Origin of the sequence: Gordonia sp. PS3 (assembly GCF_041950545.1) — a bacterium.
Lineage (GTDB): Bacteria > Actinomycetota > Actinomycetes > Mycobacteriales > Mycobacteriaceae > Gordonia > Gordonia sihwensis.
The window spans coordinates 3,280,511-3,293,120 of sequence record NZ_CP169524.1 but is presented as its reverse complement, the minus strand read 5'-3'; the positions used below and the strand labels follow the sequence as shown (position 1 = coordinate 3,293,120).

The 12,610-nt window shown below is 69.7% G+C and carries 14 protein-coding genes; 12 read left to right on the top strand and 2 right to left on the bottom strand.

Going from position 1 to position 12,610, the window contains the following annotated elements; genetic code table 11:
* The first annotated feature begins 175 nt into the window (after positions 1–175).
* From ACE11G_RS15245 to ACE11G_RS15235, 3 genes are all read left to right on the top strand, one after another.
* Positions 176–277: a 30S ribosomal protein bS22 gene (locus ACE11G_RS15245; protein ID WP_003402602.1), complete on the top strand. Its 102-nt coding sequence runs from the start codon at positions 176–178 to the stop codon at positions 275–277.
* A gap of 64 nt (positions 278–341) precedes the next feature.
* Positions 342–1,400, top strand: a complete 1,059-nt coding sequence (locus ACE11G_RS15240; protein ID WP_062366311.1) for an NAD-dependent epimerase/dehydratase family protein — start codon at positions 342–344, stop codon at positions 1,398–1,400.
* Positions 1,401–1,456: 56 nt separating this feature from the next.
* The gene (locus ACE11G_RS15235; protein ID WP_006894299.1) at positions 1,457–2,533 is read left to right on the top strand and encodes a lysophospholipid acyltransferase family protein; all 1,077 of its coding nucleotides are present in this window, start codon (positions 1,457–1,459) and stop codon (positions 2,531–2,533) included.
* Here the strand turns inward: ACE11G_RS15235 and ACE11G_RS15230 are convergent.
* Together ACE11G_RS15230 and ACE11G_RS15225 are read right to left on the bottom strand one after the other, a co-directional pair.
* A complete protein-coding gene (locus tag ACE11G_RS15230) occupies positions 2,530–3,360 on the bottom strand; it encodes a chromosome condensation regulator (protein ID WP_062366313.1) in 831 nt (276 codons plus the stop codon). The two genes, ACE11G_RS15235 and ACE11G_RS15230, sit on opposite strands and share 4 nt — an antisense overlap.
* 7 nt (positions 3,361–3,367) lie before the next feature.
* Entirely contained in the window at positions 3,368–4,510 is a 1,143-nt protein-coding gene (locus ACE11G_RS15225; protein ID WP_006894301.1) for an HAD family phosphatase, read from the bottom strand.
* A 137-nt stretch (positions 4,511–4,647) separates the two neighbouring features.
* On the opposite strand from ACE11G_RS15225, the gene ACE11G_RS15220 reads away from it, so the two are divergent.
* The 9 genes from ACE11G_RS15220 to ACE11G_RS15180 all read left to right on the top strand — a co-directional run bounded on the left by ACE11G_RS15220 (position 4,648) and on the right by ACE11G_RS15180 (position 12,605).
* Positions 4,648–4,887, top strand: a complete 240-nt coding sequence (locus ACE11G_RS15220) for a glutaredoxin family protein (RefSeq protein ID WP_006894302.1) — start codon at positions 4,648–4,650, stop codon at positions 4,885–4,887.
* A 169-nt stretch (positions 4,888–5,056) separates the two neighbouring features.
* Entirely contained in the window at positions 5,057–6,391 is a 1,335-nt protein-coding gene (locus ACE11G_RS15215; RefSeq protein ID WP_006894303.1) for a glutamyl-tRNA reductase, read from the top strand.
* Between the two features lie 54 nt (positions 6,392–6,445).
* A complete protein-coding gene (gene hemC, locus ACE11G_RS15210; RefSeq protein ID WP_006894304.1) occupies positions 6,446–7,393 on the top strand; it encodes a hydroxymethylbilane synthase in 948 nt (315 codons plus the stop codon).
* Positions 7,394–7,496: 103 nt separating this feature from the next.
* Complete coding sequence (locus ACE11G_RS15205) at positions 7,497–9,104, top strand: bifunctional uroporphyrinogen-III C-methyltransferase/uroporphyrinogen-III synthase (RefSeq protein ID WP_006894305.1); 1,608 nt, start codon at positions 7,497–7,499, stop codon at positions 9,102–9,104.
* Positions 9,105–9,118: 14 nt separating this feature from the next.
* Complete coding sequence (gene hemB / locus ACE11G_RS15200; RefSeq protein WP_006894306.1) at positions 9,119–10,105, top strand: porphobilinogen synthase; 987 nt, start codon at positions 9,119–9,121, stop codon at positions 10,103–10,105.
* Positions 10,106–10,118: 13 nt separating this feature from the next.
* Entirely contained in the window at positions 10,119–10,676 is a 558-nt protein-coding gene (locus tag ACE11G_RS15195; protein WP_006894307.1) for a hypothetical protein, read from the top strand.
* Positions 10,673–11,179: a hypothetical protein gene (locus ACE11G_RS15190; RefSeq protein ID WP_006894308.1), complete on the top strand. Its 507-nt coding sequence runs from the start codon at positions 10,673–10,675 to the stop codon at positions 11,177–11,179. The genes ACE11G_RS15195 and ACE11G_RS15190 overlap by 4 nt, the downstream gene beginning before the upstream one ends.
* Positions 11,172–11,699, top strand: a complete 528-nt coding sequence (locus ACE11G_RS15185) for a hypothetical protein (RefSeq protein ID WP_006894309.1) — start codon at positions 11,172–11,174, stop codon at positions 11,697–11,699. The genes ACE11G_RS15190 and ACE11G_RS15185 overlap by 8 nt, the downstream gene beginning before the upstream one ends.
* Before the next feature lie 9 nt (positions 11,700–11,708).
* The gene (locus ACE11G_RS15180; RefSeq protein WP_233500205.1) at positions 11,709–12,605 is read left to right on the top strand and encodes an SGNH/GDSL hydrolase family protein; all 897 of its coding nucleotides are present in this window, start codon (positions 11,709–11,711) and stop codon (positions 12,603–12,605) included.
* The last annotated feature ends 5 nt before the right edge of the window (positions 12,606–12,610 follow it).

Here is a 12,610-nt window from a genome sequence, read left to right as displayed (position 1 = left end):
CCGGCGGATCCGCCCGAACGGTGGCGTGGGGCTGATTAGCCTCACGTTCGTCCGATCGGTAAGATTATCCGTCAGGTCGCTGTCGCCTGGTTGCAACCCCTGTCGGCGACGGCCCGGCATGAGTCCTCGGGCCAGGCCACATGAGTTCATCAGTACCGATCGTGAGGGAGACCCCATGGGTTCCGTAATCAAGAAGCGCCGCAAGCGCATGTCGAAGAAGAAGCACCGCAAGCTTCTGCGCCGCACGCGAGTCCAGCGCCGCAAGCTCGGCAAGTGAGCCACTCAGAACCCGCCCTCGTGGCGGGTTCTGTGCTTTGCGGGGTCGGCGATAAAGTGGGCCCATGACCGAGGACCGGAGTGGCGAGCAGCCGCCGCGCTCAGTGCTGGTGACCGGGGCGTCCACCTTCCTGGGCGGGTACCTGGTCACCCGATTGGCGGCGAACCCCGACATCGAACGGGTCGTCGCCGTCGACTCCCGAGTGCCGACCAAGGTGCTGATGCGCCGGATGGGACGCGCCGACTTCCTGCGTCTGGACATCCGGCGTCCGGCGATCGCGAAGGCCATCGCGAGCTACGACGTGGACACCGTGGTGCACGCGGCGCCGTCGATCCTCGACAGCGTGGAGCACACCGCCGCGATCAAGGAACTCAACGTGGTCGGCACCATGCAGGTCTGCGCGGCGTGTCAGCGGAGCCCGTCGGTGCGGCGGCTGGTGCTGCGTTCGAGTGCGATGGTCTACGGTGCGGGGCCCAGCGACCCGGGCTTCTTCTCGGAGGGCACGCCGGCGCGCAAGGAGCCGCGGCGGGGCTACGGTCGCGACCTGATCGACATGGAGGGCTATGCGCGCGGACTCGCGCGGCGCCGACAGGACATCGACGTCTCGATCCTGCGGTTCCAGTCGATCCTCGGCCCGCGGATCCGGACCCGCATGAGCGCGTATCTGTCGCTGCCGGTGGTGCCGACGGCCTTCGGGCGTCAGCCCCGGTTCCAGTTCCTTCACGAGGAGGACGCGCTCGCCGCCCTCGAGCACGCCACCCTGAACCGGCGTCCGGGCACCTTCAACATCGCAGGCGACGGTGTGGTGACGCTGTCGCAGTCGGTGTACCGCGCAGGACATCTGAAACTTCCGGTGCCGGCAGGGTTGATCTCGCCGCTGACGGGCGTGCTGCAGGGCGGCGGCCTGCCGGGCATACGGTCGGAGAACACCTCGTACCTGTCCTACGGGCGGGTTCTCGACACCACCCGGATGCGGACCGAGCTCGGCTTCGTTCCGCGGTATTCGTCGCTGGAGACGCTCGACGATTTCATCGAGCGGGGCGGAAGCGAGCCGGTGATCTCGTCGGACACGTGGCGGGCGTTGGAGCATCAGGCCGTCGCGGCGGCGACGCGGCTTCAGTAGACCGGTGTCGCGCGCATACGATATGAGCAGGGTTTTCCAGAGCGGGGGTATCGAAGATGGCAGCGGCCGAACGGCCCGGTGATTCGCGTACGGCGAAGGTCATCGCGCTCTACACGGATCCGAACGCGCAACGACGTTCAGCGGGAACCGGGCATCCGAACACCGACGGTTTCGGCCGCCCCGCCGCCGGCGTGACGCCGATCCACGAGGGCATCGAACTCCACGACGAACCATCCGCCCCGGTCGAACCGGTGCGGCATTCGCCGCTGTTCAGTCTCGGTGGGCTGCGCGGGGCGATTGCGGACTCGCTGATCGCCACCAGCGGGTTCATCAGGGAACGGCTCACCGGCGACTACGAGGTGGACGAGTTCGGTTTCGATCCACACTTCACCGAATCGGTCTTCTTCCCGGCAGTGCGCCAGGTGTACGAGAAGTGGTTCCGTGTAGAGGTGACCGGAGTCGAGAACCTGCCGACCGCCGGAGCCGGCCTGCTGGTGGCGAACCATGCGGGATCGATCCCGATCGACGCGGTGATCACCTCGCTCGCCGTGCGCGACAACCATCCCGAGGGCAGGTACCTCCGACTGCTGGCCGCCGACATGGCGTTCGAGACGCCGGTGGTCGGAGACCTGGCCCGGCGGGTGGGCGCGACCCTGGCGTGCAACGACGACGCCGACGCGCTGCTGCGTCGCGGGGAGCTCACGGCGGTGTGGCCCGAGGGGTACAAGGGCATCGGCAAGCTCTACAAGGACCGCTACAAGCTGCAGCGCTTCGGCCGCGGCGGATTCGTGACCACCGCATTGCGCACCGGTGCGCCGATCATCCCGGTCTCGATCGTCGGATCGGAGGAGATCTACCCGATGATCGCCGACCTGAAACCGCTGGCGCGGGCACTCGGTCTGCCGTACTTCCCGATCACGCCGCTGTTCCCGTGGCTGGGGCCGCTCGGGGTGATCCCCCTCCCGTCCAAGTGGCACATCCACTTCGGCAAGCCCATCCGGACCGACGGTTACGACGAATCGGCCGCCGACGACCCGATGACCGTCTTCGACCTCACCGATCACGTCCGCGAGGAGATTCAGCAGACCCTCTTCCGGATGCTGAGCCGCAGGGGCTCGGTCTACCTCGGCTAGCGGCACCGCCAGCCGGCCACCGCGCACTGGTGATCGGCGTCGCTGCCCGCCGCCAGGACCGTTCCGTCGGCTCGCAGGCCCAGGCTGTGCTCCGCGCCCGCCGCGACGGCGACCACATCCCGCCACGACGACACGGCGCACTGTCCGCGACTGTCGTCCCCCGCGGCCAGCACACGTCCGCGCTCGTCGACTCCCAGCACGTGGTGGCTGCCCGCGGCGATGTCGACGATCCCTCGCCATCGGCCCGTCTCGGCCAGGCCTTCGCCGGTGGTCAGCACCCGGCCGTCGCGGGTGACCGCCACCGTGTGCAGAGAGCCTGCGGCGACAGCGCGGACCCGTCGCCAGTCCGCGACCTCGCACTGGCCGCGACGATCGTTGCCCGTCGCGACCACGGTGCCGTCATGGCGGAGGCCCACTGAGTGCCAGTCTCCGGCCGCAACAGCCACCACGTCTCTCCAGCAGCCCACCTCGCACGCACCTTCCGCGGTGCGTCCGGCGGCCGCCACCGTCCCGTCGGCCAGGACCCCGAGGGTCCGGCGCCAGCCGGCGGCGATGGCGACGACCCCGGTCCAGTCGGAGACCTCGCACTGGCGGTCGCCGTTCCACCCGGTCGCCGTCACCGTCCCGTCGGCGCGCAAGCCGACGGTGTGCGAGCGGCCGGTGTTGGCAGCGGCGTGGACGTTGCCCGCCGCCACGGCGACCACCTCACGCCAGTGGCTCACGGCGCACTCGGGAGCATTCGGCCTGCCTGCGGCGACCACGCGGCCGTCCCGCCGGACTCCGACGGAGTGGCGGCGCCCGGCCGCGATGACGGGACGCGGATTCACCGCCGGGTCACCTGCGGCGCAGCACCTTCGATGCGACCGCGGCCGCGCCGCCCGCGGCACCGACCACCATGGCGGTCTGCACGCCGTACTTCGCCGCTTTGCGTGCGGTGCGGAAGTCGTACTGCTCCCAGCCCCGCACGCGGGCGATCTCACGCAGGTCGGGGTCCGGGTTGATCGCGACGGCGGTGCCGACCAACGAGAGCATCGGAACGTCGTTGTGCGAGTCGGAGTACGCGGTGCAGCGTTTGAGGTTGAGGCCCTCGCGGACGGCGATCGTGCGGACCGCGTGAGCCTTGCCCGGACCGTGCAGGATGTCGCCGACGAGCCTGCCGGTGAAGACGCCGTCGACGCTCTCGGCCACGGTTCCGAGCGCGCCGGTGAGCCCGAGCCGCTTGGCGATGGTCTGTGCGAGTTCGACCGGAGTGGCGGTGACGAGCCAGACCTGCTGTCCCGCATCCAGATGCCGTTGGGCGAGCGCCGCGGTGCCCGGCCAGATCTTGTCGGCGATGTACTCGTCGTAGATCTCCTCGCCGAGTCGGACGAGTTCGGCGGTCTCACGCCCGGCGATGAACGACAGCGCCTTGTCTCGGCCCTCGGCGACGTCGCCGGCGTTCTCCTTGCCGGTGATCCGGAACTTGGCCTGCTGCCACGCGAATTCCATGATGTCGGTGTAGGAGAAGTAGTTCCGTGCGGCGAGGCCGCGGGCGAACAGCACGATCGACGCACCGTGCACCAGCGTGTTGTCGACGTCGAAGAAGGCGGCTCCGGTCAGGTCGGTGACCTGGCCGCCGTCCGTGTCGGGGGTCCGCGCGCGCAGTGATTCGATCGCGGCCTTCGCGGCGGCCTCGCCGGCGAGCACCTGGCGGAGTTCGCCGGCCGTCTGACGGAACCGGCCGGCGCGCTGGGAGATCCATTCGCCGACCCGTCGAGCGTCCTCATCCTCCGAGCGCTCCTCCGCACGGCCGGCTTCGCTCCCGTCCGGACCGTCGAGCAGGCCGCCGTCCCGGTCCTCGCGCGGTTCGTCGTCGTGCGCCACGTCGTACTGCTCCGCCTCCAACTCGGCGGCCTCGTGCCGGTCCGCCTCGAGCTCGGCCGCCTCCTCGGCGGTGAGGTCCTCCGAATCGGGACGGTCCATCGAGTCGCGGCTCACGGGCCACCCTCCTTCTCCTGGGCGGAATCGGTCGGAGTCCAGCCTATCGCGGGACGGGGCCGGTCGCGCCGGGCCCGTGCGGGGTGGACGGCGGTGATCTTTCGTACACTCGCGGTGTGGAAGCAGTCGTCGAATTGATGTCGCGCACCGGATGTTCGGCGTGTGCCCGCGCCGAAGAGGAACTGCGGGGGATCCTGGCCGACTACGGGCTGGCGATGCAGGTGATCGACGTCGATCGACGTGCACGGGAGGGCGACCCGCTGCCGCGCGCCGAGTACGGCGACCGGCTCCCGGTGGTCGTCCTGAACGGCGTCGAGCACAGTTACTGGGAAGTCGACGAGGGCCGTCTGCGTGCCGACCTGGAGGCCCTGCGGTAGCGGCCGCGGTGTGCGTGCGAGCGTGCATTTGCCTGTGCGCTTGATCTAGCCTGAAAACTGTATGTCCACTCGGCCGACCGGGCCGGGGCTGGAAAGAGGAGCGAGCACCGGCGGGTGGTCGGCGGGCATCGAGGTGTCTCCGGCGACGGCGGGTGGGAGGCGTGTCACTGTGAGTGTCTTGTTGTTCGGCGTGTCCCATCGGAGTGCTCCGGTATCGGTCCTCGAACGACTCGCCGTCTCCGACTTCGACCGCCCGAAGCTGGTCGACGCGCTGTTGTCCTCACGCACCGTCTCGGAGGCCATGCTGGTCTCCACCTGCAACCGAGTCGAGATCTACGCCGTCGTGGACGCTTTTCACCCCGCCCTCGAAGCCGTCGGCAGGGTGATCGGAGACCACAGCGGGCTCTCGGTCGCCGAACTCACCGACCACGCCTATGTGCGGTACTCGGAGGCGGCGGTGGAGCATCTGTTCACCGTGGCCGCGGGTCTTGACTCGATGGTGGTCGGCGAACAGCAGATCCTCGGGCAGATCCGGTCCGCGTACTCCGACGCCGATGACAACCAGTCGGCGGGCAGCACGCTGCACGAGCTGGCGCAGAAGGCGCTCCGGGTCGGCAAACGCGTCCACACGGAGACCGGCATCGACCGCGCAGGCGCCTCGGTGGTCTCGGTGGCCATCCATCGCGCCAAAGCCATCCGGGGCGATCAGGCGCCGATCCGCCGAGCCGTCGTTCTCGGTGCCGGCGCCATGGGGTCGCTGGCGACGAGCCGGCTGGCCGGCGACGGCGTCACCGACATCACCGTCGTCAACCGCACCGCGGCGCGCGCGGACGAGGTCGCCGCGACGGTGGCGGAGAAGTACGGGATCACCGCGCGCGGAGCCACTTTCGACGACATCGCGACGGTGATGGCCGACGCCGACATCGTCGTCACCTGTACCGGTTCGGTGGCCGCGGTGGTCCAGGTGGGCGACGTGCACTCCGCGCTGACTCGACGGACCAACGTGGCACCGCTGATGATCTGCGACCTCGGTCTCCCGCGCGACGTGGATCCAGCCGCGGGCCGGCTGCCCGGCGTGCACATCGTCGACATCGAGGGTCTGCGCGGCGACGACCAGACCCGCGCGGCCGAAGCCGATGCGCTCGCGGCCCGCTCCATCGTCGCGGGCGAGCTGGCCGAGTACCTCGCGGTGCAGCGTCAGGCGGAGGTCACCCCCACCGTCGCCGCACTCCGTCAGCGGGCCGCGGACGTGGTGGAGGCGGAGATCCTGCGACTCCAGAGCCGGTTGCCGGACCTCGACAGTGGCCAGCGCGACGAGGTGGCCAAAGCGGTGCGCCGCGTGGCGGACAAACTGCTGCACGCCCCGACCGTTCGGGTCAAGCAACTCGCGTCGTCCGGTCGCGGTGACCACTACGCGGAGGCACTCCGCGAACTGTTCGAACTCAAGCCCGGGGCGGCCGAGTCCGTCGCGGCTTCCGAGTCGGGCATCGACGAACTGCGCTGACCGCTCCGGTCGGCGCAGGCATCACCACATCCAGCAGAACAGGACGAGTCAATCGTGCAGGATTCCGCCAGCCGGACCATTCGCATCGGGACCCGCGGGTCGCTGTTGGCGACCACGCAGGCGCAGGACATCGCCGACCGGCTCACGGCGGCCGGGCACCCCGCGGAGCTGAAGATCATCAGCACCGCGGGCGATACGTCGACCGCGCCGGTGGCGCAGATCGGCGTCGGCGTCTTCACCACCGCGATCCGGCTGGCGTTGCGCGCCGGCGAATGCGACGTCGCGATCCACTCGTACAAGGATCTGCCCACCGCGCCCGAGGACGATCTCGCCATGGGTGCGGTGCCGACTCGGGTGGATCCCCGAGACGCGCTGGTCAGCCGTGGTGGCATGGTGCTCGGTGAGCTGCCGAGCGGCTCGGTGATCGGCACCTCGTCGCCCCGACGTGCCGCGCAGCTTAGAGCACTGGGTCTCGGTTTGGAAATTCGCCCCCTAAGAGGCAACCTTGATTCTCGGTTGGGCAGAGTCGCGAGCGGTGAGCTGGACGCGATTGTGGTAGCCCGAGCCGGGCTGGTGCGGATCGGCAAGGCCGATGTCGTCACCGAGGCACTTGACCCCTTGGTCATGCTGCCGGCACCGGCACAGGGCGCCCTGGCTGTGGAATGTCGTTCCGACGATGCCGAACTGGTGAGAATTCTCGCCGAGTTGGACGATCCGTCCACCCGCGCAGCGGTCGACGCCGAGCGTGCGGTACTCGCGGCCCTGGAGGCCGGGTGCACCGCGCCGGTCGGTGCGCTTGCCGAGGTGGTCGAATCGATCGACGACGATGGGCGCATCTTCGCCGAACTGTCGCTCCGTGCGGTGGTGGCGGCCGAAGACGGATCCGAAGTGATCCGGGCTTCGGTGGTGGGCCCGGTCGATCGGGCCGCACAACTCGGCAAGGACCTCGCCGCCGAACTGCTCGAGCTCGGTGCCGCCGCACTGGTCCCCAAGGGGGACTAGCCCGCGGCCACGCCGAACCCGCGCAGTAGGAGAACCTTTATCCCGCCGTGGCGGGGTAGGAACGAACTGCAGCCCCGGGGGCGGGGCAGGAGAGTGCGAACGCATGAGCCGTACGAAGAATGCTAATCCCGGCCGGATCCTGTTCGTGGGGTCGGGTCCCGGAAATCCGGATCTGCTTACCGTGCGAGCGCAAAACGTCCTGGTGAACGCGACCTCCGCGTACGTCGATCCCGACGTGCCCGCCGGTGTGCTCGCGGTGATCGGTTCGGCGCACGCCGTGGCCGAGCCCGCGCCGACCAGGGCCGGCCGCAAGGCCGCCGCCGAGCAGGCGTCCGAGGCGCCCGAGGTGACCAAGCCCGCGCTCGGTGATCCCGCGCAGGTCGCCAAGACGCTCGTCGCCGAGGCCAAGACCGGAGTCAACGTCGTTCGCGTGGTCGCGGGCGACCCGATGAGCTCCGACGCCGTTCTCGCCGAGGTCACCGCCGTGGCCCGGACCAGCGTGCCCTTCGAGGTGCTGCCGGGCATTCCGGCGGCCTCCGCCGTCCCGAGCTTCGCCGGCATGCCGCTGGGATCGGGTCACACCGTCGCCGACGTGCGCGGCGACGTCGACTGGGCGGCTCTGGCCGCGGCACCCGGCCCGCTGATCCTGCACGCCACCTCTGGCCACCTCGCCGAACTCGCCAGCGCGCTGACCGAGCACGGTCTCGCGCCGCAGACACCGGTCGCGATCACCGTGAACGGCACCACCTGCGCGCAGCGGACCATCGAGGCGACGCTGGCGACCCTCAACGAGAACGGCAACGCTCTCAACGGCCCCCTGGTGGTCACCGTCGGAAAGATCGTGACCCAGCGGGGCAAGTTCTCGTGGTGGGAGTCGCGGGCGCTGTACGGCTGGACGGTCCTGGTGCCGCGCACCAAGGACCAGGCGGTCGACATGAGCGATCGACTCGTCTCGCACGGAGCCATCCCCAAGGAGGTGCCGACCATCGCGGTGGAGCCGCCGCGCAGCCCGGCGCAGATGGAGCGCGCGGTGAAGGGCCTGGTGGACGGCCGGTACCAGTGGGTCGTGTTCACCTCCACCAACGCTGTTCGCGCCGTCTGGGAGAAGTTCGCCGAGTTCGGTCTGGACGCGCGCGCCTTCTCCGGTGTGAAGATCGCCTGCGTCGGAGAGGGGACCGCGGCGAAGGTCCGCTCGTTCGGTGTGGAGCCGGAACTGCTGCCGACCGGCGAGCAGAGTTCGCTCGGCCTGCTCGAGGTGTTCCCGCCTTACGACGAGGTCTTCGACCCGGTGGACCGCATCCTGCTTCCGCGTGCCGACATCGCCACCGAGACGCTCTCGGAGGGCCTGCGCGATCGCGGTTGGGAGATCGACGACGTGACCGCGTACCGCACCGTGCGCGCCGCACCGCCGCCCGCCGAGACGCGCGAGATGATCAAGACCGGCGGCTTCGACGCGGTCTGCTTCACCTCGAGCTCCACCGTCCGGAACCTGGTCGGCATCGCGGGCAAGCCGCACGCACGGACCATCGTCGCGTGCATCGGTCCCAAGACGGCCGAGACGGCGGTCGAGTTCGGTCTGCGCGTGGACGTGCAGCCCGAGACGGCGTCGATCGTCGATCTGGTCGACGCGCTGGCCGCACACGCCGCACAGCTGCGTGCCGAGGGGGCGCTGCCTCCGCCGCGCAAGAAGTCCCGACGTTCGCGGTCGTGAGGTGAGCTAGCGAGATGACCGGGCCGTTCATCCGCCCGCGCCGGCTGCGGCAGACCCCCGCCATGCGGCGGCTGGTCGCCGAGACCCGGCTGCATCCGTCCCAGCTGGTGCTCCCGATGTTCGTCGCCGACGGCATCGACGAGCCCCGGCCCATCTCCTCGATGCCCGGCGTGGTGCAACACACCGTCGACTCGCTGCGCGCCGCGGCGCACGACGCGGTCGACGCGGGAGTCGGTGGACTCATGCTGTTCGGGGTACCGCGAGCCGAGGACAAGGATGCGACCGGTTCGGCCGGCGACCGCCCCGACGGAGTGCTGAACCGCGGGCTCGAGGCCCTGCGGGCGGACTTCGGCGACGAGACCGTCCTGATGGCCGACACCTGTCTGGACGAGTTCACCGATCACGGACACTGCGGGGTGCTGACCGAGAGCGGTGACGTCGACAACGACGCCACCCTGCGCCGATACGAGTCGCTCGCCGTCGCGCAGGCGCGGGCCGGTGCGCACGTGGTGGGGCCGAGCGGGATGATGGACGGCCAGGTGGCCGCGATCCGCGACGCTCTCGACGCCGAGGGCTTCATCGACACGACCATTCTCGCGTACACAGCCAAGTACGCTTCGGCGTTCTACGGGCCGTTCCGGGAGGCCGTCGATTCATCACTCGTCGGCGACCGCCGCACATATCAGCAGGATCCGGCGAACCGGCTGGAGTCCGCGCGCGAACTGCTCGCCGACCTCGAAGAGGGCGCCGACATGGTGATGGTCAAACCCGCCATGAGCTACCTCGACATCGTCCGGGACGTCGCCGACCGGACCGACGCGCCCGTCGCCGCGTACCAGGTCAGCGGTGAGTACGCGATGATCGCCGCGGCCGCCGAGCGCGGCTGGATCGACTTCGACGCGGCCATCGACGAATCGGTGCTGTCGATCGCCCGCGCCGGTGCGTCGATCGTGCTGACGTACGCCGCGCCCGAGGTGGCGCGTCGACTCGCCCGCCGGTGATTAGGCTGGAGTCATGACCGCTCCTGGACTGCCGACTGCGGACCCGACCGCGCCACCGCGACGACCGGAGACGATCCGGCTGGCGGTGCAGCTGTGGGTGGCTGTGATCGTCTTCCAGATCGTCGCCGTCGCGTCGCGATTCAACGTCCTCAAGGCAAGCTACGAGAAGCAGGCCCGAGAACTCAGCGACCGGATGAACGAGCCGTCGCTGACCGAGAACATGGGCGTGACCGTGCTCGTCGGGATCGTGGTCATCGTGGTACTGCTGACCGCCGTCGCCGCGCTGTTGATGTGGTTCACCTACTCCGGCCGGACCTGGGCCCGACTGCTCCTCGGCTGGGTGAGCGCGTTCCTGACCGTCGAACTGGTCTTCGCGGTGATCGGTCTGTTCGTCGACACCCAGGGCGGTTCGGATCTGCCGGAGGCACCCGCGTGGGGAATGGTTCCGACCATTCTCGGCGGTGTCTGCGCCGTGGGCGCCCTCGCTGCGCTGATGCACCGCGACAGTGCGGCGTTCTGCCGTGAGGTCGCTGCATACCGTTCCCGCAACCGGCAGAATGGCGCCCGATGATTGACATTCCTTCTCGACGGAGGCCGGAGCGGCCCGATCCCAAGGATCGGCCGGCGCTGGTGGTGTGGGCCCTGCGCCTGTGGATGATCTCGGGTGCCCTGCTGATCGCGCTGGGCGTGCTGGGAGTGATCGCCGACGCGATCAAGCTCGGTTTCGATTTCGGGGTCCTGGCGATCGACGTGCTGGTGATGCTGCTCGGCCTCGCCTACTTCCTGCTGGGCGCCAAGACCTATCGGGGAGCGGTGCAGTGGCGGTCGTCGCTGTCGGCTCTGACGTGCGTGGTGGTCGCGATGCTCCTGCCGTTGACCATCGGCTTCCAGAGCGGTGGTCTGGCCCTGGTGCTGGCATCGGCGGTGGTGGGTCTGTTCGGCTCGGTGCTCGCGTACCGTCCGCAGGCCGACCGTTGGTTCAAATGTCGACTCGGTGACTGCCCCGAGCCCGATTCACCCGAGTCCGCTCCCTCCGCGCCCGATTCGCCCGGAGACGGTCGTCCCGGTGAGTGAGGACGCCGCACCGGACCGGAGCGAGGACCACCGGGAGCCGGGCGCCACGCTGCTCCGCGAGCCCGGCGGCAGTTGGTGGGTGGTCGCGATCGGGCCGGTGCTGATCGTCGCGACCCTCGTCATGGAGATCCTGGGCAAGGGACGCATCCACTGGGAGGTGCTCACCATCTTCGGTGTGGTCCTCGTCGGTTTCTCCCTGCTCCAGGTGGTCGCGGCGCGACAGCACGTGTCGATGCACCTGACCGAGACCACCCTTCGCGAGGGCACGGAGACCATCGACATCGCCGACATCGTCAAGATCTTCCCGGAGAACAACGGCGTAGAGCCGCAGGACTGGGAGAGCGCGCCGGCGCTCGGCGAACTGCACGCCGTGCCGCGCCGCCGGAAGGGGATCGGCCTGCGGCTGGCAGACGGCCGGCTGGTCCAGGCCTGGGCCCGCGACGTCGACCGTCTGCGAACCGAACTGACCGAGGCTCATCTGGCCGTCAAGATGGGTCTGCCACCGAAGGGGAACCGGTAACTCTTGGCTGTGACACCGACGCTGCGGGGAGCGCTGGTATCGGCATCGGTGGCCGTGGTGGCGCTCGTCGCCATCGTCGCCGGTGCCGTGTGGATGATCGATGCGACGCCCCATGACCATCCCGAGCCGGCAGCGCCTGCGATGCGCCCCGCACTCGTGCATCTGGGCGACAGCTACGCCTCCGGTGCGGGCACGTCGCCGCTGGTGGAGGATTCCCCGCTGATGTGCCAGCGGTCGGCGGTCAACTTCGGCGAGACGGTCGGGCGGATGCGCGGCCTGAAGGTCACCGACGTCTCGTGCGCGGGCGCGACCACCGACGATCTGAGCGCCTCGCAGTACGACGGGGTGGCTCCGCAACTCGACGCACTGGGACCGGACACCGCATACGTGACGGTGATGATCGGAGGCAACGACTCCGCCCTGTTCACCACGCTGGTGGGCGAATGCACCCGGCTGGCCCAGGACGATCCCACCGGAGCACCGTGCCGGAGCGCGCTCGGCAGGCGACCGTTCCGAGAGATCTCGGCCGGGACCGGACCGGCCGTCGCGGCAGGTCTGCGGGAGATCCGCAGCAGGGCGCCCCGGGCGGAGGTCTTCATCGTCGGCTATCCGTGGTTGATGCCGGAGAAGACCACCTGCCGGCCGGCCGTCGGTATCGCCGACGGCGACGCCGAGTACGTCCACCGGGTCGAGGCCGCGCTGAACGGCGCGATCGCCACGGCCGCGCGGGAGACCGGTGCGACGTACATCGACATGGCCGCCCGTTCGATCGGTCACGAGGCGTGCAGCCCGCGGGGCATGCGATGGATCGAGCCGCAGATCGGCGCCGATTCGCCGATCGTCATGCATCCCAATGAAGCCGGTCAGCGCGCGATCGCGGATGCCGTCGCGCAGCACATCCGCTAGCGCGG